This is a genomic window from Enterovibrio paralichthyis, from assembly GCF_019209835.1.
Taxonomy (GTDB): Bacteria; Pseudomonadota; Gammaproteobacteria; order Enterobacterales; family Vibrionaceae; genus Enterovibrio; species Enterovibrio paralichthyis.
In genome coordinates this window covers 222070-243683 of the sequence record NZ_JAHUTS010000002.1, presented here as the reverse complement: position 1 = coordinate 243683, position 21614 = coordinate 222070, and the positions used below count along the sequence as shown (strand labels likewise).

General features: G+C 51.8%; 22 protein-coding genes and 1 pseudogene. 16 read left to right on the top strand and 7 right to left on the bottom strand.

Translation table 11 applies throughout. The features are described 5' to 3' along the window. Positions 1-24: 24 nt before the first annotated feature. From KU854_RS03450 to KU854_RS03430, 5 genes are all read left to right on the top strand, one after another. On the top strand, positions 25-834 hold the full coding sequence (locus tag KU854_RS03450; RefSeq protein ID WP_218357082.1) for a CheR family methyltransferase: 810 nt from the start codon (positions 25-27) through the stop codon (positions 832-834). A gap of 9 nt (positions 835-843) precedes the next feature. Beyond that, positions 844-1332 (top strand): chemotaxis protein CheD, encoded by a 489-nt coding sequence (locus KU854_RS03445; RefSeq protein WP_218357081.1) that lies wholly within the window; start codon positions 844-846, stop codon positions 1330-1332. A 31-nt stretch (positions 1333-1363) separates the two neighbouring features. Then, positions 1364-2455 carry a protein-glutamate methylesterase/protein-glutamine glutaminase gene (locus KU854_RS03440; protein ID WP_218357080.1) on the top strand — a complete coding sequence of 364 codons (1092 nt, stop codon included), beginning with the start codon at positions 1364-1366 and terminating at the stop codon, positions 2453-2455. Positions 2456-2632: 177 nt separating this feature from the next. Beyond that, the gene (locus KU854_RS03435) at positions 2633-4189 is read left to right on the top strand and encodes a bifunctional metallophosphatase/5'-nucleotidase (protein WP_418885833.1); all 1557 of its coding nucleotides are present in this window, start codon (positions 2633-2635) and stop codon (positions 4187-4189) included. Between the two features lie 30 nt (positions 4190-4219). After that, positions 4220-5695: a hypothetical protein gene (locus KU854_RS03430; protein ID WP_218357079.1), complete on the top strand. Its 1476-nt coding sequence runs from the start codon at positions 4220-4222 to the stop codon at positions 5693-5695. A gap of 39 nt (positions 5696-5734) precedes the next feature. Here KU854_RS03430 and KU854_RS03425 read toward each other — a convergent pair whose 3' ends face one another. The 5 genes from KU854_RS03425 to KU854_RS03405 form a co-directional block, all read right to left on the bottom strand. Continuing rightward, entirely contained in the window at positions 5735-7363 is a 1629-nt protein-coding gene (locus KU854_RS03425) for an FGGY-family carbohydrate kinase (RefSeq protein ID WP_218357078.1), read from the bottom strand. A 20-nt stretch (positions 7364-7383) separates the two neighbouring features. After that, positions 7384-8112 (bottom strand): SDR family oxidoreductase, encoded by a 729-nt coding sequence (locus tag KU854_RS03420; protein ID WP_218357077.1) that lies wholly within the window; start codon positions 8110-8112, stop codon positions 7384-7386. Between the two features lie 17 nt (positions 8113-8129). Further along, entirely contained in the window at positions 8130-9386 is a 1257-nt protein-coding gene (locus KU854_RS03415) for a sugar ABC transporter permease (RefSeq protein ID WP_054779233.1), read from the bottom strand. Next, positions 9383-10189 (bottom strand): ATP-binding cassette domain-containing protein, encoded by an 807-nt coding sequence (locus KU854_RS03410; RefSeq protein WP_218357076.1) that lies wholly within the window; start codon positions 10187-10189, stop codon positions 9383-9385. Before KU854_RS03410 ends, KU854_RS03415 begins: the two co-directional genes overlap by 4 nt. Positions 10190-10257: 68 nt before the next feature. Beyond that, positions 10258-11298, bottom strand: a complete 1041-nt coding sequence (locus KU854_RS03405; RefSeq protein WP_218357075.1) for an ABC transporter substrate-binding protein — start codon at positions 11296-11298, stop codon at positions 10258-10260. 297 nt (positions 11299-11595) lie between these two features. Here KU854_RS03405 and KU854_RS03400 point away from each other — a divergent pair, with 297 nt between their 5' ends. After that, entirely contained in the window at positions 11596-12594 is a 999-nt protein-coding gene (locus KU854_RS03400) for a substrate-binding domain-containing protein (RefSeq protein WP_218357074.1), read from the top strand. Between the two features lie 20 nt (positions 12595-12614). Here KU854_RS03400 and KU854_RS03395 read toward each other — a convergent pair whose 3' ends face one another. After that, the gene (locus tag KU854_RS03395; protein ID WP_218357073.1) at positions 12615-13322 is read right to left on the bottom strand and encodes an SDR family NAD(P)-dependent oxidoreductase; all 708 of its coding nucleotides are present in this window, start codon (positions 13320-13322) and stop codon (positions 12615-12617) included. Positions 13323-13394: 72 nt separating this feature from the next. Between KU854_RS03395 and KU854_RS03390 the strand changes: the two genes are divergently transcribed. Further along, complete coding sequence (locus KU854_RS03390; protein ID WP_218357072.1) at positions 13395-13733, top strand: hypothetical protein; 339 nt, start codon at positions 13395-13397, stop codon at positions 13731-13733. Positions 13734-13793: 60 nt separating this feature from the next. Here KU854_RS03390 and KU854_RS24740 read toward each other — a convergent pair whose 3' ends face one another. Continuing rightward, positions 13794-13916 carry a hypothetical protein gene (locus KU854_RS24740; protein WP_255555380.1) on the bottom strand — a complete coding sequence of 41 codons (123 nt, stop codon included), beginning with the start codon at positions 13914-13916 and terminating at the stop codon, positions 13794-13796. 279 nt (positions 13917-14195) lie between these two features. On the opposite strand from KU854_RS24740, the gene KU854_RS03385 reads away from it, so the two are divergent. The 9 genes and pseudogenes from KU854_RS03385 (at position 14196) to KU854_RS03345 (ending at position 21612) form a co-directional block, all read left to right on the top strand. Beyond that, entirely contained in the window at positions 14196-14894 is a 699-nt protein-coding gene (locus KU854_RS03385; protein ID WP_218357071.1) for a hypothetical protein, read from the top strand. Between the two features lie 216 nt (positions 14895-15110). Continuing rightward, on the top strand, positions 15111-15944 hold the full coding sequence (gene phnC / locus KU854_RS03380) for a phosphonate ABC transporter ATP-binding protein (RefSeq protein ID WP_218357070.1): 834 nt from the start codon (positions 15111-15113) through the stop codon (positions 15942-15944). 27 nt (positions 15945-15971) lie between these two features. Then, positions 15972-16967: a phosphonate ABC transporter substrate-binding protein gene (gene phnD / locus KU854_RS03375; protein ID WP_218357069.1), complete on the top strand. Its 996-nt coding sequence runs from the start codon at positions 15972-15974 to the stop codon at positions 16965-16967. 68 nt (positions 16968-17035) lie between these two features. Next, a complete protein-coding gene (phnE, locus tag KU854_RS03370) occupies positions 17036-17824 on the top strand; it encodes a phosphonate ABC transporter, permease protein PhnE (RefSeq protein WP_218357068.1) in 789 nt (262 codons plus the stop codon). Positions 17825-17886: 62 nt separating this feature from the next. Continuing rightward, positions 17887-18585, top strand: a pseudogene (phnF, locus tag KU854_RS03365) (phosphonate metabolism transcriptional regulator PhnF); the annotation flags it as partial. Next, entirely contained in the window at positions 18586-19038 is a 453-nt protein-coding gene (phnG, locus tag KU854_RS03360; protein ID WP_218357066.1) for a phosphonate C-P lyase system protein PhnG, read from the top strand. After that, positions 19035-19643 (top strand): phosphonate C-P lyase system protein PhnH, encoded by a 609-nt coding sequence (gene phnH / locus KU854_RS03355; RefSeq protein ID WP_218357065.1) that lies wholly within the window; start codon positions 19035-19037, stop codon positions 19641-19643. Before phnG ends, phnH begins: the two co-directional genes overlap by 4 nt. Continuing rightward, entirely contained in the window at positions 19634-20731 is a 1098-nt protein-coding gene (locus KU854_RS03350; RefSeq protein WP_218357064.1) for a carbon-phosphorus lyase complex subunit, read from the top strand. Before phnH ends, KU854_RS03350 begins: the two co-directional genes overlap by 10 nt. Continuing rightward, positions 20728-21612 carry an alpha-D-ribose 1-methylphosphonate 5-phosphate C-P-lyase PhnJ gene (locus KU854_RS03345; RefSeq protein WP_218357063.1) on the top strand — a complete coding sequence of 295 codons (885 nt, stop codon included), beginning with the start codon at positions 20728-20730 and terminating at the stop codon, positions 21610-21612. The genes KU854_RS03350 and KU854_RS03345 overlap by 4 nt, the downstream gene beginning before the upstream one ends. The last annotated feature ends 2 nt before the right edge of the window (positions 21613-21614 follow it).

Here is a 21614-nt window from a genome sequence, read left to right as displayed (position 1 = left end):
GCGCAGAGAGATGTAAGGGGCGGGATGAATGGATTAATACCGATCTCAGATGCTGAGTTTGAACTGTTCAGAAAACTCATCTTTGAAACGGCAGGCATCTCTATGGCGCCGGAGAAGAAAACACTGGTAGCCAGTCGTTTAAGCAAGCGGCTGGCTCAGTTGTCACTGAATTCTTTCCGCAAATATGCCCAGCGGGTTGCTGACAGAATACACCATCCTGATGAGATGCAGATGATGGTCGACCTGCTAACGACCAATGAAACCTACTTTTTCCGGGAACCCAAACATTTTGATTTTCTCTCCAACGAGGTGTTGAAAAGCTGGTCAGGCAATCAGTTCCGCGTTTGGAGTGCAGCCTGCTCCACGGGAGAGGAGGTGTACACCATCGCCATGTTGTTGGCTGAGCGGTTGGGCAAACGTCCTTGGGAAGTTTATGGCTCAGATATCAGTACACGGGTTTTGAAATCCTGCACACAGGCGGTTTACCCGCTCTCTCGCCTCGGCTCAATGTCCGATAACTATTTACACAAGTACTGCCTAAAAGGTGTCAGGGAGCAGGAGGGCATGTTCATGGTGGACAGGAAAATCCGCGAGCGGTGTCAGTTTCACCATATCAACCTGATGGAGTGCATTCCGAGTATTGGTCAGTTTGACGTTATCTTCCTCCGAAATGTCATGATCTACTTTGATATTGCGAATAAAGCGAAAGTTGTGAATAAGCTGGTGGATTTGTTGAAACCTAACGGACACCTGCTGATTGGCCACTCAGAAAGCCTTCATGGCATTACCGACAAAGTGAAGATGCTGCGTCCTTCCATTTACACAAAGCAGTGACCCCCTCCCATGATGCAGACCAAATACAAGGGGAGGGAGAGGGTCATTATTGAGCCGGGAGAGATTTTCACCAGCCGTGACGACGTCATCATTTCAACCACGCTCGGTTCCTGCATCAGCGTCTGTCTGTGGGATGCAACTAACCGCGTGATTGGCATGAACCATTTTGTGTTGGTCGGTGATTCAGCCAATGCGCGTTATGGGCGACATGCCATGAATGGGTTAATCGACAGCATGCTTGCCAAGGGCGCACAGAAGCAATATTTGAGGGCAAAGGCTTTTGGTGGTGCCAACGTACTTAACAGTGGTGCAAAGCGCGTGAACGTTTTAAATGTGGGTGAAGACAACAGCCAGTTTATGAAACGCTATCTCGAACTGGCGGGTATTCCTCTGGTTGCTTCCTGCATTGGCGGCGATTTCGGTCGGGTCATCCATTTCTTTTACAGTGACTTTTCCGTCTACATGAAGCGCTTAAGCAGCATGGAGCCGACGCTGTAATGCCAGCTCATCAGTTTATGGGAGCAGAGTGATGATAAAGGTTTTGATCGTTGATGATTCTGCCGTTGTCCGGCAAGTGTTAACGCAGCAAATCAGCCAGCACGCCGGGATTGGTGTGATGGGGGCGGTTTCCGATCCTATCTTTGCGATGAAGAAAATGGCATCAGAATGGCCGGACGTCATCATTCTCGACATCGAAATGCCGCGTATGGATGGCATTACTTTCCTGAAAAAAATCATGAAGGAAAGGCCAACGCCGGTCATTATCTGCTCCACGCTAACGGATAAAGGGGCGCAGGTGACCATGGAAGCGATGGCCGCGGGCGCGGTAGACATTATCTCCAAACCCAAATCCGGCCTGAAGAGCTTCCTTCAGGACAGCAAAACCCTGCTGCTTGATGCCATCAAAGCTGCCTCCGTCGCCCGGGTGGGTAAACGCAATCCAGCCGCGGCGAGACAAACCCGCGCTGAAGCATTGCCCAAACTTACTGCAGATGCGGTGCTCAGCGCTGGCAAAGCCAGACCCATGACCACAACCACGGACAGTGTGGTGGCAATAGGCACCTCAACCGGTGGCACTCAGGCACTTGAAGCAGTGCTGGTGCAATTGCCAAGAACCGCGCCAGGCATCGTGATTGTCCAGCATATGCCGGAGCAATTTACCGCTGCGTTCGCCCAGCGGCTCGATGGGCTTTGTCATGTGCAGGTCAAAGAAGCGGAAAACAACGACAGGGTGATGCCCGGTTTGGTGCTGATCGCCAATGGGGGCAAACATATGTTGCTTCGCCGCAGCGGTGCGCAGTACAGGGTAGAGTTGAAAGATGGGCCTTTGGTCAGCCGTCACCGCCCGTCGGTAGACGTTCTTTTCCGCTCGGTTGCACAGGCCGCAGGCGCAAATGCGCTGGGCATTATTCTTACCGGCATGGGAGATGACGGTGCGCGGGGGATGAAAGAAATGCATGATGCCGGTGCATACACAGTGGCGCAGGATGAACAGACCTGCGTGGTTTACGGCATGCCGAAAGAGGCCGTAAACCTGGGCGGCGTAGACAGCATTCAGCCGCTGAACAATGTGCCCAACCTGATCATGAACTTCGCAACCAAACATGAAAAAGCCTCCTGACAAGGCTTATACCCATACATCAACCAAACCAAAAGGTAACAACGTAATTTCAGAAACGCTCTTGCATGGATGATTGTGATGCCCTTCACGATTATAGGGCTGTTGCCTTCTTATAGTCTGCCTCCGGCACGTGGATGACGCCGCCATATAAAAACAGACGAATAAGAGGTAAAAATCATGATGAAAAAGCCACTCATACTTCCCCTGGCTTTACTTATCTCCGCTGCTTTCAATCCAGCAATGGCAGAAGAGAAAATAGTGACGCTTCTCAACACCAACGACATTGAAAGTGTCTACGAACCCGTGGATGCGTTCTGGAATAAGGACATTGATAAAATTGGCGGTATTCCCTATTTGGCAACCCTGATCAAACAGGTTCGTGCCGAAGAAGACACCAGCTTCCTGTTTGATGCCGGAGACATCTACACCGGTTCACTGTCGAAAAAGACCAAAGGCAAACTGCCGTTCGATCTTTACAGTGCCATGGATTACGACGTGATCACCTTGGGTAACCATGAGTTCGAATACGGCTGGCAGTCCCTGAAAGAAACCATGCCCCGCGCTTCATTCCCAACCCTGAATGCCAACATCGTTTTTGAAGACAATGACGCACCGTTTGCCCAGCCTTATACCATTGTTGAGAAAGACGGCGTGCGAATTGGTGTGATTGGCGTGATGGGGATTGATGCGTTCTACAACACCATGTGGAAAGGCAACCGCAAGGGGCTGACCATTAAAGATCCTGTCGAGACCGTGCAATATTGGGCGGATAAGATCCACGACGATGTCGACATGATCGTGGTGCTGACTCACCAGAATAAAACCGCACCAATGCAGACCGACAAAGAAGCAGATCCGGAAGTGCAACGCGGATTTGATGAAGATTACGCCATGGCTGGCAAGCTCAAAAATGTCGATGTGATTTTTGGTGGTCATTCGGATAACGGTCTGTGGGAACCGGTTGTTCACCCTGAAACGGGTGTTGTCGTGAGTCTGACATTTGGTCAGGGCAAATACCTTGGTTTTAACCGTTTCTCTGTGGATACCGAAACTGACCAAGTTCGCTTCCTTGACGGCAAGCTGATCCCGGTGGAATCGTCGAAGCTGGCGCGTGATGCAAAAACCGGAGCCTTGATTGATGCTGCGCGCGAACAATATCCAGAGTTAGCCGAACAAATCGCAACCATAGACCAAACCGCATTCCGCCGTTACTACCGCGAATCCAATATCGGTAACCTGGTGGCAGATTTGATGCGTGAAGCAGGCAATGCTGACATTGCGATGATGAGTCCAGGCAGTATCCGTGTTGACCTGAACAAAGGGCCGGTGACGATGGAAAATGTCATGGACGTATTCCCCTTCACCGACAAACTTTCTGTGGTTTCCCTGAACGGCAAACAAGTGAAGGATTTGCTGGAGTACAGCTACAAATTGCCTTATGGTCTGGCGCAGTTTTCTGGCATTGAAGCGACTTACGACAGCACTAAACCGGAAGGCCAACGCCTGCTGACCCTGAACATCAATGGTGACAAGGTTGCGGACGACAAGCAGTACAAAGTCGCGACCTATTCCTACGCGGCGAGCGGTGGTGACGGTTATAAGATGTTTGCGGAAGGTAAGTTGTTGTCAGAGGGTGACTCTGTAACACAAGTGCTTATCGACCAGTTTAAAGCGAAAAAGAACATCAAGGTTCCGGATACTGGCCGTCAGGTTGATGTTAGCCGCGTAAATTAACCGGAAGTAAACAATCAGGGCAGTGAGTTGGTGACGCTGGGTTTTCGTAATGAATACAATTGCTGTAAATCGTTTGGCTGTGAAAACAGCGGCAACGGTGATCTCAGTCTTTATGAAGAATCCCAGCGTTTGGGCTATCCCGCCTACCACTGCCCGAAATGCGGCGCTTATCCGCCAGTTCTGCAAAACGCGCCGATACTGGCGTTAGCGCACCAAACCCAATCTAAAACCCTTTCAATCGAACAACGGTTACTTCCGACATGCCGCTGCGTGGATAGCAAACCGCGCTGGCAGCGTTTTGGCACAACCCAATCAGCGACCCAGAAACTGAAATGCACGGGTTGTGGCGCATTTTCCAGCCTACCTAACAGCGTCAAACTGGCGAAAAGCCTTCAGCCCATTCTTTCTGCGTTAGTCGAGGGCGTGCCGCCGGAGGCGTTGCTACAACACCTTTCCCTCAACCGTAAGCTCTATTACGAGCGTCTGGGCAAACTGGCTGACCTGCTTCGCCTTGTCAGCGATATCCGCGAAAAACGCTATTTGAAAACGAAGCAAACGCTCTGTTTACAAACTCAAAGCCGGACACTGCAATGCCGCTCCGGTAAAGGGCGTAGCGCGTTTTCCGCCACGAAAGTGTGGACGCTTTCCAGTTGTGAAAGTGAGTCGGGGTATATGTTGATGACCTCGGACAATATGCTGCTGAATGTGGCGGAAATGGTCGGTGTTCCTGGCGTCTATTCGCCTGGCGAGCCTGAAAAGCCGGTCGCTGAAAATCAGGATGTATTTGCCGTCGCCAATGCCACTTACGACAGGATCTTCGCACGTCCTCAGTTTGATGAGTTGGTTTACTGTGAAGGCAAACATGCGCAATCGACAGAAGGGCAGTTATATCGCCCTGTTTATGCTTCGCATGCACATTTCCAGAACCTCAAATTAAAAATCGAGGGCAAGCCATTTGCTTTGGTGTTGGAACATGAAAGCTTTATCCGCGGGGCTGCTATTACTGCTTTCTCTGAATTGGTCAAAACCGGCGAGGCAAAACTCTACTTTTGCCACACTGCGACGGCTTCCGGCGATCAGGTCAAACGCGCCAATGTCGATCAGTGCGAAATCAAAATTCTCAACTGGTGGAGTGAAAAATGGTATCGCTTACCGGTGAGCAATCAACACGGAAATTGGTTTGTCGGTATGGCGCTGCTGACAGACCGAGGCGGAGATTCGCCAATGATCCTTTTGGATCAACTTGGCGCGCGACCGGACTGGAACAAACATTTCTGGCAAGCATTTGAGCAGTGGTTACCTGAAAACCAACGCAAGAAAATGAGCCACCAAATGCTGGTTCAATGGATAGAAATTTATCGCTATCTCTTCAATTACGTGTTCGAGAAACGTGGATATAGTGTGGCAGGTAGCCCGGGTGAGATTGGTGATATTGTCGAGGAGCTGAACATCGGCTTCTTGAATGCCCAGCAGTCTGAGAGTGCGCATTCACCCAACGACACTTAAACCAAGGCCTAAATGCCTCGGTTCAAGTGATGAATTTTGTTAGTGATTGACTGCGTTGCGGGCAACATTCTGGAGCTGTGAAAACGTCTCAAACCGCACTTGGTGGTGCTTTTGTACATCTCCATTTTGAGGATAGAAGGCTTCAGAAAAGCGTGACATTTCCGCCATCGCAGCGTGAATATCCGGGTATAAATCGGCTGCGACGCTCCCCAGAATTGCAGAACCTAACAACACAGGTTCACTGGTTTGTGGCGCCGCGACAATTTTCCCTGTGGTATCGGCCAGAAGCTGTCGGATAAACGGACTTCTGCCTGCGCCGCCGCTGATCACGATCCGGTCGATACTCGCGCCTGCCTTGTCCTGCGCTTCGATAATCTGGCGAAGGCCATAACCGATGCCGCAAATACCCGCGACGTAGAGTGACACCAGACTTTCCAACCCGTTTTCCATCCCAAGTCCGGAAATCACAGCGCGGGTATGGGGATCCGCATAGGGCGCCCGGTTGCCGAGAAACTCGGGAACAACATGCACACCTTTCGCCAGTTTGGCGGCGTGACTGTCTTTTTCCAGCAAAACCTCAGCCTGTTGGACTAACCACTCATTCAGCGACATACCCACTTCGTCAGCGGCTTTTCGCGCTTCTCCAACATAAGGGTGGAAAGTGAGTAGGGTATCGATGGCGGCACCTGCGGCAGATTGTCCGCCTTCATTAAGCCATAACCCCGGCACCATGGCGGAATAGTAAGGCCCCCAAACACCCGGGACAAAGACCGGCTCTTCCGTTGAAGTCATGGTGCACGAGGAAGTACCAAAGACATACGCAAGGTTGGTGGTTGCGCCACCACTGCCTTCCACGCCCACCGAGCCGATACCACCCGCGTGGGCGTCAATCAGCCCCGTCGCCATAGGTGTGCCTGCACAAAGCCCCATTTGTTCGGCGGCTTCTGCAGTCAGGCCATTGCCGAGGGCAGTGCCAGCAGGAACGACCTTGGTGCCAATTCGCGCAAACTCTTCCTCAGAAAGTTCTTTAAGACCAATGGCTTCAAAGTAACTTTTGTCCCATGCATCTTCGTGAGCCATGTAAGTCCACTTACAGGTGACAGTACATACTGAGCGGGACAAATCGCCCGTAGCGCGCCAGGTCAGGAAATCTGTTAAATCCATAAACTGCCAGGCCGCGGCAAAGGTTTCTGGGCGATGCTCTTTCAGCCAAAGCAGCTTGGGTGTTTCCATTTCCGGCGAAATACGCCCGCCGACATAATCCAACACCCGGTGTCCCATGCGGTTGATGCGTTCTGCCTGAGCAAGGGCACGGTGATCCATCCACACCATGATGTTTCTTTCCGGCAACTCAGGGTCGCCCACTGGGAGCGGTTCACCGTTTTTACCCAATACGACCAGCGAACAGGTGGCATCAACGCCAATACCGGCAATCTGTTCAGGATTCACGCCGGAAGCGCTCACCGCACCGCGTACGGCAGTACACACCGCATTCCAGATATCAGTGCTCGATTGCTCTACGTGGTTTCCGGCAGATTTGAAAATCTGGATATCACATTTATCCGTGCCGAGCAGGGCTCCATCCAGGGTAAACACGCCTGCGCGGGCACTGCCTGTCCCCACGTCGATACCAATCAAGTATCGCGTGTTGGTTTCTCTTTCTGTCATTTTGATTGACCTCGCTGTCGTTAAAGGTCAACGCTGTTTGGCAGAATAACCAAATCACGCACGACAACACCGGGTGGCCTTGTCACCATAAAGAGCACGGCTTCTGCCACCTCTCGGGGTTGCATCAATGAACCATTTGCCAGCGCTTCTTCCATTTTCTCTTTCGGCCAGTCGTCCAGCAGCGCGGTGACAACCGGGCCCGGCAACACCGCGCCCATGCGCACACCGTGCTCCGATACCTGACGGCGGGTTGAATGCAGGAAAGCCTGAACCGCAAACTTAGAGGCGGTATAGATAGGCTCCCAGACTACAGGGACAACACCGGCTACCGAGCTGGTAAAGATAATGTCGCCGGACTTGCGCTCAATCATGCCCGGCAATACAGCGCGGACACTTCGAAACGCTGCATTGATGTTCAGGTTCAATACCCGATCCCACTCATCCGCATCGCCTTCAGCGGCAGCGCCGCCGACATAGGCACCGGCATTGGCGTGGAAGATATCCAGATCGCCGACCAAGACTTCGATCTTCTCACCCAGCGCAGAGACCTGGGCGGTATCAAATAGATCAATCACCAAAGGAATGGCGTTGTCGCCAAGTTCGGCACAAATCTGGTTGAGTCTGTCTTCGGCGCGGTCAATTAATACCACGCGCGCACCTTGTTCAATCAGGATGGTGGCACACGCCAGACCAATCCCGGAGGCGGCGCCTGTAATAGCGGCTGTTTTGTTTTCCAGTCGGTTAGTCACAATATCCACTCCTTGAATTAAGCGCGGCCGTGGCTGGCGCGGGATTTACGGGCCAAAGAATCCACAATCACGGCAATGGCCAGTACGGCACCGGTGATCATGTAACGCAGGGAAGAGCTAAGATTCAGCAGCGTCAGGCCATTGGAAATAGCCATGATGACCAATACACCCAGCAAGGCCGACCACGCAGAGCCACGTCCCCCGAACAGGGAAGTGCCCCCGATAACCGCGGCAGCAATGGCGTTAAGGTTAACGTCACCTGTACCGGCTTGTTGGCTGGCAGAGGCCAGTCTCGCGGCAGCAAACACACCGCCGAGAGAGGCAAAGGTACAGCAGACAATAAAGGCGGATGTGCGGATTTGCTGTACGTTGATGCCAGATCGGCGTGCCGCTTCCGCGTTGCCGCCGACGGCGAACATAGAGCGTCCCCATTTGGTGCGGGTCAGGGCATAGTCCAGCGCGACCACAAACAGTACAAACACACCAAACATCCATGGCACGCCGCGCCCCTGTTCGAGGTAGAACACGGCAAATAGCAGGCATACGGTCAGCACTCCCGCTTTGAGCAGCGGAACGCTCATACCTGTGGATGTGAGGTTGGCGGCAACCCGGCTTTTATTGCTGCGGATAGCGCCAAGAACAATGAGAACACCCGGCGTTAACGCAGCCAGATAGGAAAGCCATTCCGGCATGATCATGATTTGGCCGAAACGCACCAGGGATGAAGTAAACGGCAGGTTGATCGAACCTGTTGGGCCCAGGATATAAAGCTGCATGCCGAGCAAGGCCAGCAGACCCGAAAGAGTGGCAACAAAGCTCGGCATATCAAAACGGTTGCGAAGAAAACTGTAGATAGCCCCAACAACAACGCCTGTCAGCACTGAAGCCAAAATCGCAATGGGCAGCGCGAAGCCAGCATTTACCCAAAGCACACCGATCAACGCAGAAGACAGCCCGCTCATGGAGCCGATAGAAAGGTCGATTTCACCTAGCAGAAGTACGCAAATCACACCCAGTGAAATCAGACCGACAGAGGCGGCATCAAACAGAAGATTGACCAGGTTGTTGGGTTTGATGAACACAGGGTTAAGTAGGGTGAAAACCACCGAAATCAGAATGAGTCCGATAATCACGGGTAGCATGCCAAGGTCACCGGAGCGGACACGGTCAACGAATCCACGGTATGCACCTGCGAGGCCAGTATCATGCCGGACACGGGAATCGGCACGGTCAAATTTCGGGGTGTCGATATTGGAGGAGTTTTGCTGGGTCATTGGATACTCTCCCTTGCCGATTCTATTTTGGCCTGACGGCGCGATACGGCGTTTTCACTGGCACCGGTAATGGCAGCAACCAGTTCCTGATGCGAGGTTTCAGCGGTGAAGACGCCGTTGTTCTTGCCAAGACGAAGGACAACAATGCGGTCTGCCACGGCGCGAACATCATCCATGTTATGTGAAATCAAGATGACGCCATGACCACGTTCACGAACCCGTTCAATCAAGTTGAGCACTTCGGCAGTCTGAGCTACACCGAGGGCGGCTGTTGGTTCATCCAACATAATGATTTGCGGATCGAGCAGCAGCGAGCGGGCAATGGCGACCGTTTGTCGCTGGCCACCGGACAGCGATGCAATAGGTTCACGCACGGACGGAATGCGGGCGGCAAGCTCTTGCAATAATGTCCAAGCTCTCACTTCCATCTGTACTTCATCCAAATTCCAAGGTGACAGCTCGTGGCCGAGGAAAAGGTTGGAAACCACGTCCAGATTCTCGCAAAGTGCCAAATCCTGGAACACAGTAGCAATGCCAAGTTCAAGTGCTTTTCCCGGATTATCCAGCGAGACTTCATTGCCGAGGTACTTAATGCTGCCCGAGGTAGGCTGGTGAACACCGGCCAGAATTTTAACCAGGGTTGATTTACCGGCACCGTTATCGCCAACCAGTGCCACCACTTCTCCGGCATGAACATCCAGTTCGATATCTTCAAGCGCAGTCACTGCACCAAACTGTTTACACACTCCCCGTAGACTCAGGATGAGTTCACCCTCCGGCGTTCTCGAATGTTTCTGCTCCATGCTATTTCTCCCAATTCGTCAGGAAGGTGCACCGCCTTAACCCTATAAGGCGGCGCTGAGATTAAAAATTACTGGGTAATACCAAGTTTTTTACAACCAGCGGCATACTCTCCGGTGCACACTTCACTTGGAGATTGGATGCCTGAATCAAAGATCAGCTCTTTGATGTTTTCTTGTGTAACCACAGCAGGCACGAACAATTGTGAAGGCGTGTTGTACAGCGAGGTTTCTGATTTCGGTGTTTCGCCATTCAGCAGTTGAACTGCAACCTGAGCCGCGGCTTCGGCAACCGTTTCAGAAGGTTTAGAGATGGTGTTGTATTGGTCGCCAGCGATGATCAGCTGCAGTGCTGCGATAGTGGCATCGTTGCCGGTAACAGGAGGAAGTGGATTCACACCCGCTGCTTTCAGCGCGGCAATCGCGCCGCCGCCTGTGCCGTCATTGGCAGCGACAATACCGTTGATCTTGTCGCCAAAACGCGTGATCTGACCGGCTGTCCACTCTTGTGCTTTTGGTGGCGCCCAGTCTGGCGTATCAAACTCAGACAGGGTGACATAAGGGGAATTGTCGAGTGCGCGGTCGATACCGTCACGGATCAAACCTGCGGCAGCATCTGTCGGGGAACCGTTGATTTGCAGTACGCCTGCGCCTTCAGGTACGCCAGCTTGCTGCAATTGTGCAACCAGGGATTGGGCAATCGCATAGCCGATGCCTTCATTGTCGAACGAGACATAGAAGTCAGCGGGAGAATCTGGAATAGGGCGGTCGTAGGCAATCACTTTGACACCCTGGGATTGCGCAATCTGAACCAGTGCTGCGGCAGCGGCTGAATCGACTGGGTCGAGTACTATCACTTCCGCACCCTGTGCAATCACTGAGTTGAACTGTTGCTGTTGCAGCGCAACATCGGCATTACCGTTTTGGTAGATCAAGGTGCAGTCAGGGCAAAGCTTTTCCATGGCAGACTGAAAGCCTGGCCAGTCGTGTTCTTCATAGCGGGTTGAAGCTTGGTCTGGCATCAGAAACGCAACGGTCTGTGCGTATGATGCTGAAGCGAACAGGGCGGCGGCGACGCCAGAAAGAGCGGCTAACTTGGTTAACTTGTTCATAGGATCCTCCATAATGCTGGGTACGCGCAGGAGTTTTTGGCCGGATATTGCACAAACAATAGCCTGCTGCTTTGGGTTGCCTTGTCGTTTTGGTGTTGGCCAAGGATTGATAGGCATCCAAGTGCAAAACCTTCTGCACCATCGACGTTGAACTATTGCTCAATCGATTGTGCAAATGTGAACGATGGATTAAAATTGATCAACATTCCATTAACGTTTGATCGTGTGGATTGGTAGGAATGAAGCAAAACTCTTAAATGTGAGTCATTTTTGGTCTGGGTTATCGGACAGGGAATAATGAAAAAAGAGACAAAACGCACCACCATTTACGATCTTGCTACGCGGCTTGGCGCATCGCCCAGCTCCGTCAGTGCTGTGCTTAATGGTACTTGGAAAAAGCGCCGGATCAGCGCGAAATTGGCCGAACGTGTCATGAAACTCGCCAATGAAGAAGGGTATGCGATGAATACCCAGGCCAGTCTGTTGCGCCGTGAAAAATCGAACATTGTTGCCATGATCGTGCCGAAATATGACAACCGCTACTTTGGGGATATCGCGGAAAAGTTTGAACACCGTGCGCGCGAATTGGGACTCATTCCCATCGTGACCTGTACCCAACGTGACCCTGAATTGGAGTTTAATGCTGCGCGGGAGTTGGTTTCCTATCAGGCGGAATGCCTGATTGCCACAGGCGCGACCGACCCTGACCGGATTACGGATTTTTGCCATGCGGCCGGTGTGCAAGCTATCAACATGGACTTGCCGGGAGAAAAAGCCCCGTCAGTGATTTCTGATAACTTCGAAGGGGCGCTGAACCTGACCCGTTTAATCTTGGACAGATGTCAGCAGGAACTGGGCTGGGAAGGGGCTTTGCGGTTTGTAGGTGGACGGTTAAGTGACCACAACACAGTAGCCCGTTTAGAGGGTTTCAAGGCTGCACATCAAGAGCGCGGAATTGACGTGCCAGAATCAAACATCTTGATTCAAGGATATTCAGCACAAACTGCCCAGAGGTTATTGGCCGACTTCCAACCGACAGCGCCAACAGGATTGTTTGTAAACTCAACCATTGCACTTGAAGGGGTTGTTGCCTGGCAAAGCCGATTACCTAACGGCGCAGAGCTTATCCGCTATGGCTGTTTTGACTGGGATCCCTTTGGATCTTTCCTGCCGGGTAATGTTGGCATGATGGAACAGAATGTCGATATCATGCTCGACCATGTGTTTGAGCTTATCGGAAAGAAAGAAACACCTGCTGAGGTGATTAAAATTCCGTGCGAGTTAAGAGTTTACTAAGAACCTACAAACGGTTGTATCTACCAAGGTATTTCCGCACCGTCATAGCTGAAAAACTTACCGGTATCAGCGGGTGTTTTACTCTCGATGAGTGTGAGCAGGGAATCAGCAACAGAGTCAGCGGTAAACAGCTTTTCTGGGGGAACATTCTTTTGGAAAGGCTCAGATAACTGGGTGTCCGTTGTGCCGGGGTGAAAGGCGAAAATGCAACAGTTTGGCAGTTTGTACTTCCATTCAATGCTGACAGTTTTGATCGCCATATTCAGGGCGGCTTTTGAGCAGCGGTAGCTAATCCATCCGCCTATTTTGTTGTCCTCTATGCTGCCAATTCGGGCGGAAATGGACACAAAGAAGGTGGAGTGACCCGCTTTCAGATGTTGTTGGAAATATTTGGCCAATAACAGCGTCGGGAGCGTGTTGGATTCGATATTTGTTTTGAAAAATTCACTGTCAAAGGCTGATACCGTCTTTTCCGGCATATTGCCATTGCTGTGCAACACGCCCACGGTATTGATGATCATATCTAATGCTGGAACATTTTCCGCCAATGATTGCACGTCGCCTTCTGATGAAATGTCGGTCTGGAACCAATGAAGACGTTCACTCACCAGGCTTGGCCGGTGGTTCCGGTATGTTGCGTATACGGTAGCATTGGGATGTGTTGCAAGGAGCTGATTGATGAGTGCGAAACCTATGCCGCCTGAGCCACCGAGGATGAGGATATTCATGAGTCAATTCCATGTTGTCTAAAGCAATGTATACCCATTCAACTCAGAATCAGTTCATCAATGGAGGTCAGTATGCCGATCGCGAACTGTATTTTATCCAGCAGTGTTGCCCAAAGCGGCGATCATCCCTCCGATCTCATTGCGAAGTGGGGGCATCATTCTGGCGTCGATACCTCTGAAATGACCGTAACGGTTGTCCGTGCTGAACAACCGATGGGCAAAGAGTATAAGGCGATTTGTACCCTGCATTTACCCAGCGTGTGGTCACCCAAATCCGTAGACTTACTTCAGGTGGGACTGGCGAAAGCTGTATCCGAACAGTTTGAACTCAAGGTGGCCGACGTGATTGTTATGACATCCATCATTCAATCCGGTCATGTGGTGGAAGGTGGGGAAGTCGTCAGTTGGTAAGCCCGTCTTCATACGTTTTGTTTAATCGCAGAAGCATCGGGTTATTCCTTGTCGTTTGAGTTATTCCTTGTCGTTTGAACAGGTACCTAGCTGTTTGTCGCACCACGTTATGATTCGCGGGCCATAAAGGGTCAGCAGTCCAATAACAATAGCGATGCTGCAAATGATTAAAACCGTTGTCATAGAACCACTCCTTCGTTGTTTCAATTAGCGTATCACGACCTAAATATTTCCAAAATTTTGCCTCTTGGAATGTTGTTTTTCGTATTTTCACGAAAAGGAATGCTGTTCTGTATATTATTGAATTCTAAAGTGTCCAGTTAGATATTCAGTATTGCCTTGATTACTTTCTTAAAAAAAGCACGGGCACCGCACACAAGCAAAACTAGTCTTTCATGAACTGTCGAGCCTAAGTGATTGTTCATAATCACCTAAGCGTGAACGTGTGTGGGAGTATGAGCAATGTTGAGCATCAAACAAGAAGCCGTATCTTCATTTTTACAATCTTCAAACCCTTGGCGGGATTTATCCAAAAACTGGCCTGACGATTCCTGGGCGAATTTTGCTGATTCACTGATTAATGCCGTCGCCATTTTCGGCGAAACCGAACACTTTGCCCGGGAGGCAGAGCGTTGTCAGGTGCTGGGTATTCAGAAAGACCGCGAAAAGCAGTGCAACCGCATGGTTAAAAAAAGAAATGCAGCGGGTTTGGATGTGCTGTCTGACGCAGGTGCCGCGTTAAAGAAAATGAAAAAGCGCGCTAAGGATGCGAAAGTATGCTCTGCCAAACGCATTAAATCCGAACTGGCCGCGTTTGAAAGCGATTTTGCCGATCTACTGGTGGATAGCCAACTCAAGCCTTCCGATGTGCGCAAAGTGCAGAATGTGGTGGAGGAAGCTGTTTCGCTTGCCCGCAAGAAGGGCGTAGACGGTATGTTCAGTCTGCTCGAAAAGAACCTTGATGAATTGACTTCGCTTCGCAAAAGGGATGACCGCGGTGCATTCGACAATGTTCCAATGTGGAAGATTGTCGCTGTGGCACTTTTCTTGGGTGTTGCGGTCATTGCCATTATTCACTGCCTGGGTTTTGGTTGCCGGGGTAACGAAATATCTTACGGGGCAGCATTGCTCGTCTTGGGATTGATTGCGCTCTTTTGCTGAACAATCACATTCTGTGAAGATTTAATGAAGCGGTTATCTAGACAAGTGCTTTTACTTGTCTAGATGACTGCTTACAAGCCCCGAAAATTAGGGGATCCCGCCGCTAGACATCTGCTTACTCCTTATTTCCTGCCACATCCCTGACACCTCTCCGTTATATAAACGACATAAACAGACCACAGGATAGGGACACCACTTAACGAGGTTCCCTGAAACATGGACAGCATTATTGAAGTCAACGGCTTGACCAAAACCTTTGGTAAAAACAAGGCGCTTGACCACATCAATTTAAAAATCCAGCACAAGGAAATGACGGCGCTGCTCGGGCCTTCTGGCTCAGGAAAGTCAACCTTGTTGCGCCATCTCAGCGGCTTGGTGTTTTCCGACAAAGCAAAAAGCGGCGAGATTCAGGTCTTAGGCAAAACCGTTCAATCCGCAGGCAGGGCATCTTCAGAAGTCCGTAATTGCCGCGCTCAGGCTGGGTACATTTTCCAGCAGTTCAATCTGGTCAACCGCCTGTCAGTAATGACTAACGTGCTAATTGGCGCGCTTAACTACACGCCTTTTTGGCGCACCATTACGGGCAATTTCACCAAAGCGCAGAAAGCAGAAGCGATGGCAGCGCTGGAGCGGGTAGGGATGAAGGACTTCGCCCACCAACGTGTTTCGACGCTTTCTGGCGGTCAGCAACAACGTGTGGCCATTGCACGAGCGCTGATGCAAAAGGCACGCATCATTTTCGCGGATGAACCTATCGCGTCACTGGATCCGGAATCTTCCCGCATCGTGATGGAGCTGCTCAGTGACATAAACCAGCGTGAAGGCATTCCAGTGATCGTCACGCTGCATCAGGTGGATCACGCCCTCAAATATTGCCAGCACGTGGTTGCATTGCGCGATGGAAAGATTTTCTACCAAGGGGAAAGTGCAGGTATCAGCCAGGATGCTCTGGACGAGCTGTATGGCTGCAAGTCTGAACCTTCTCCAAAAGCGGCGCAGGGAAATGTTCCGGCGCTGCAACGTAAAACCCCACTTTCTATCATCAGTTAAACCGTTAACACATAAAGGACGATGACGATGTTACGAGCAATTCGCACTATCACCTGTGGTCTTGGCCTTATGGCTGCCACTGTCACAGGCTACGCTTATGCAGATGACAACATGGACACGCTGAATTTCGGCATTATCTCCACCGAATCACAGCAAAACCTGAAAGCAATGTGGGATCCGTTCCTGGCGGACATGAGCAAAGATTTGGGCATGGAAGTGAATGCCTACTTTGCACCAGATTACGCGGGCATTATCCAGGGCATGCGTTTCGACAAAGTCGACGTGGCCTGGTTTGGTAACAAATCAGCGATGGAAGCGGTTGACCGTGCGGGCGGCGAGATCTTTGCACAAACCGTGGATGCGGAAGGCAACCCCGGTTACTGGAGCCTGCTGGTCACTCACAAAGATAGCCCAATCAACAGCGTCGAAGACATGATTGCCAATCGCAGCAAACTGGCGTTTGGTAACGGCGATCCAAACTCTACTTCTGGCTTCTTAGTGCCTTCTTACTATGTGTTTGCCAAGAACAACATCCAGCCTTCCGATTTCAAACGCACACTGAATTCCAGCCACGAAGTGAACCTTTACGCCGTGGTTAACAAACAAGTTGATGTGGCAACCAACAACACGGAAAACCTGCGTCGTTTTGAGCAGACCAACCCTGAAAAATTCAAAGACGTGAAAGTGATTTGGCAATCACCGCTGATCCCGTCTGACCCCATTGTTTGGCGCAAAAACCTGCCTGAGAACGTGAAAGAAGACGTGTATGACTTCTTCATGAGCTACGGCAAAAACGGCGATGCCCAAGAAGTGGCTGTGCTGAACAACCTGCAATGGGCACCGTTCAAACCGTCAAGTGACTTGCAACTCCTGCCAATCCGTCAGCTGGCGCTCTACAAGCAGCTCAGTGGCCTGAATAACCAGGACAAGCTTTCTGATGAGCAAGCGGCAGAGCTGGCGAATATCAAAACCTCTCTGGCAGCGCTTAACCGCCAGATGAGTGCGCTGGAAGCGATGGAATAAAAGGGAAATGAGCCGGACGCTGTTCCGGCTCTTTGATACCAAACGAAATAATCGTGATGGAAACCAGAATGAGCAGTCACACCGCAGTTTTAACTACACCACCTACATCACACTGGAAACGCTTTGTTGGCATGTTGCTGGTGGCCGTTGTTCTTGCCTGGTCATGGCAGGGCGCGGAAATGAACCCCGGCCAGCTGATAAAAGATGCCGGAAACATGGCGGAGCTTGGCAGCGACTTTTTCCCGCCGGATTTCACTCACTGGAAGCTCTACGTCGATGAAACCCTGATCACCATTCAAATCGCTATCTGGGGCACGGTGCTATCCGTCTTGCTGTCGATTCCCTTCGGCCTGCTCTGTGCCGACAACATCGTGCCTTGGTGGGTGTATCAACCCATGCGCCGTTTGATGGACGCCGCCCGTGCCATCAACGAAATGGTGTTTGCCATGTTGTTTGTTGTCGCTGTTGGCCTGGGGCCATTCGCCGGTGTGCTGGCGTTGTTTGTTCACACCACTGGCGTGCTGGCAAAGCTGTTCTCCGAAGCGGTCGAGGCCATTGATATCGGCCCGGTGGAAGGTGTTCGTGCGACTGGCGCAAACAAGATTGAAGAAGTGATGTACGGCGTATTGCCACAGGTGTTGCCGCTGTGGATTTCATTCACGCTGTATCGGTTTGAGTCGAATGTGCGTTCAGCCACCGTGGTGGGCATGGTCGGGGCAGGCGGTATCGGCGTGTTGCTCTGGGAAGCGATCCGCGGATTTCAGTTCCAGCAGACCGCGGCCATCATGCTGATCGTGATTGTGACCGTCAGCCTGATCGATTTCGCATCGCAATATATCCGCAAGATGTTCATCTGATTCGAAGGGCGCTTTTTATTTACCCCAACTTGTCTAGATAACCCGAAAGGAAGCGAGGAAGCAGGATGCGCGTTTACTTGGACATCGCCCGACAACTTGAAAGCCAGGTGAAAAACCATTTTCAGGCGGGCGACTACCTGCCGCCTGAATCTGCGCTGGCAAAGGCGTTTGACGTTAACCGTCATACCGTGCGGCGGGCAATCGACGAGCTGGTGTTCAGCGGCTTGGTGGAACGTCAGCAGGGAAGGGGAAACATGGTCGTCAGTCAGCCTTATGACTATCCACTGCACCCCGGCGCGCATTTCACCGACAACCTGTTGGAGCAGGGTAGCTTACCAACAGGTCAGGTACTGAGCCGGGGTCTGGTTGCGGCCAACGAGAAAATTGCTGGCATGTTTGGCCTTGAACCTGAAAGCCAAATCATCAAATTGCGCACCCTGCGCAAAATCAACGGCATGCCAGCAAGCGTAATTGACCACTATCTGGCAGACCTTTCTTGGTGGGCAGTGGTGAAGCACTTTGAAGTGGGCTCGTTGCACGGTTTTTTGAAAGACAAACTGGATGTTCACCTGACACGCAAGAGCACGCGGCTGAGAGCCATGATGCCGAAAAAGACCGACTGCCGCCTGCTTCAGCTGTCTGGCAAGACACCCATCATGGTGTTTAAAACCACCAACGTGATTACAGGAACCGACCGGATTGTGGAGTTCTCATCATCCCACACCCGCTCCGATCTGGTTGAGATTGTTTTGGAGCACTAAATGGAACAAAAACAACGAACACCCCGTCAACGCTGGATGTCTGTCCTTGCCAGGGCAGATGCCGAGATGTTGCAAAAGCATTGGGAAAAACTGGCGCTGACGCCGCAATACCAGAGTGTCCGTGCGCCTGAAATTGGCTTGGCGCAGGTTCGCGCCCGCATGGGGGGCACAGGCAACGCCTTCAATATGGGCGACGTAACCATTACCCGCAGCGTGGTGCGACTTGCCAGTGGTGAGCTGGGTTACAGCTATATCACCGGACGCAACAAGCGGCATGCAGAGTTGGCCGCCGTGGTGGATGCCCTGATGCAAACCGCAGCGCATGACGTGTTGCAGCAGAACCTGATATCGACACTGGCAGCAGAAAAAGCAGAACAAGAACAGCTGCGGGCAAGGGAAGTCGCTGCCAGCAAAGTGGACTTTTTCACCATGGTGAGGGGAGAAGACGAATGAGCAAGTTAACCGCGGGATTTGATGACCCGGTACATGATGCGCAGCAGGTGTTCCGTGAATTGATGGATGCTATGTCCCAGCCGGGTAAGCGCATTGCAGTGAAACATGCCTCCCGCTTTGGCAAGGCCAGCTATGCCGCAACTCAGGTTTTGCTGACACTGGCAGATAATGCAACGCCGCTTTGGCTTTCCGGGTATTTCCGGGACGACGAAGCGCTGGTGGAGAACATCCGCTTTCACTGTGCAGCGCCCGTTATTGCGGAAAAGTCCGAGGCAACATTTGCACTGGCTCAGGGCGTAGAGCTGGAGGGTGTTAAAGCGTTTGCGATGGGCTGTGAAAGCTACCCCGACAAAAGCACCACACTGATTCTGGAAGTGGAAAGCCTGGACGAAGGCGTCACCTTTTCGCTGACAGGGCCTGGAATACCCACGACTGCGCAGCTCGCTGTCAAAGGGCTCAATGAGTCACTTCTGGCCTCGCTGCAAACCGAGCGCAGCGCCTTTCCCCATGGAATCGACATTCTGTTTACCTCAGGCCATGAGGTGGTTGCACTACCACGCTCAACCAACCTGACGCTGAAAAGCACGGAGGCCACATGTATGTAGCCGTAAAAGGGGGCGAGAAAGCGATCGCCGCCGCACACGAATTGCAGGACAAAAAACGCCGCGGCTCCCTTTCCCAACCCGCGCTGACAGTTGAGCAAATCGCTGAGCAACTGGCAGGCGCCACAGACCGGGTGATGACCGAAGGCGGCATTTACGACAAGGAACTTGCCGCCCTGGCCATCAAGCAAGCGGGCGGCGATCTGGTTGAAGCAATATTCCTACTGCGTGCTTACCGCACCACGCTGCCCCGTTTGGCGGTGACAGAGCCGGCAAACACCGAATTGATGAAAATCGAGCGCCGTATCTCAGCAACCTACAAAGATTTGCCCGGTGGTCAGGTGCTTGGCCCAACGTATGACTATACCCACCGGTTGCTTGATTTCGCGTTGTTGGCGGAGGGAAACACACCCAAAACAATGGTTGAACGGGATGACATTCAGGAAATGGAACCATGCCCACGTGTGATGGACATTCTTGAAAACCTTGAGCTCGCGGTGAAGGAAGAAGACAACGGCAACACGCCGGATGATATCACCATGGAGCCGCCGACTTTTCCGGCAAATCGCAGCGCAAGGTTGCAGCAACTGGCACGCAGTGATGAAGGCTTCCTGTTGGCGCTTGGCTATTCCACACAACGTGGATACGGACGCAATCACCCGTTCGCCAGCGAGATCCGCACTGGGAAGGTCACTCTGGAAGTGGTTGCTGAAGAGCTGGGTTTTGCGATAGAGATTGGCGATGTCGAAATAACGGAATGCCAGATGATCAATGGCTTTACCGGCAGCAAAAAGCAGAAAGCGAAATTCACCAGAGGTTACGGTGTGACGTTTGGCTTTTCCGAACGCAAAGCCATGTCCATGGCGTTGGTAGACAGGGCATTGCAATGCAGCGAATACGGCGAGGTTCCCGAGGGGCCTGCGCAAGACGAAGAATTTGTGCTTTCCCACGGCGATAACGTTGAAGCGGCGGGCTTTGTCAGCCACCTGAAATTGCCGCACTACGTGGACTTTCAGGCTGAGCTTGAACTTATCCGAAAGCTGCAGAAAGAGTTTGATGCCCGTGAATCCAGTGAAGGAGACGCACAATGAATACGGCAGTGCAAAGTGGCTATAACTTCGGCTATCTCGATGAGCAGACCAAACGCATGATCCGCCGTGCCTTGCTCAAAGCTATCGCCATTCCAGGCTATCAGGTGCCCTTTGGCGGCCGTGAAATGCCCATGCCTTATGGCTGGGGTACCGGGGGTATTCAAATTACAGCGGCAATCATTGGCGAGCCTGACGTGCTGAAAGTGATTGATCAGGGCGCTGATGACACAACCAACGCCGTGTCTATCCGCCACTTCTTTGAAAAAGTTGCAGGCGTCGAAACCACGGAAAAGACAGAACAAGCGACGCTGATCCAAACCCGCCATCGCATCCCGGAAATAGCGCTTAAAGAAGGGCAGATACTTGTGTATCAGGTGCCCATTCCTGAGCCATTGCGGTTTATCGAACCGCGGGAAACGGAAACCCGCAAAATGCATGGTCTGGAAGAATACGGCGTGATGCACGTGAAGCTGTATGAAGATATTGCTCGATACGGACATATCTCGACGTCCTACGCCTATCCGGTTCGCGTCAATGGCCGCTACATCATGGACCCGTCGCCCATTCCAAAATTCGATAATCCGAAAATGGATCAAATGCCTGCACTGCAGCTTTTCGGCGCAGGCCGCGAGAAACGCATCTATGCCATTCCGCCTTATACCGATGTGAAAAGCCTCGACTTTGAAGACCATCCGTTTGAGGTGCAGCAATGGGACGAGCCGTGTTGCATTTGTGGCTCAACCACAAGCTTTCTGGATGAGGTCGTCACGGACGACAAAGGCAGCCGGATATTTATCTGTTCCGATACCGACTACTGCCATGAGCAGCAGGCAAGGAATCAACAGCAAGCTTTGGAAAAGGAGACTATCGCGTGTCAGTAACA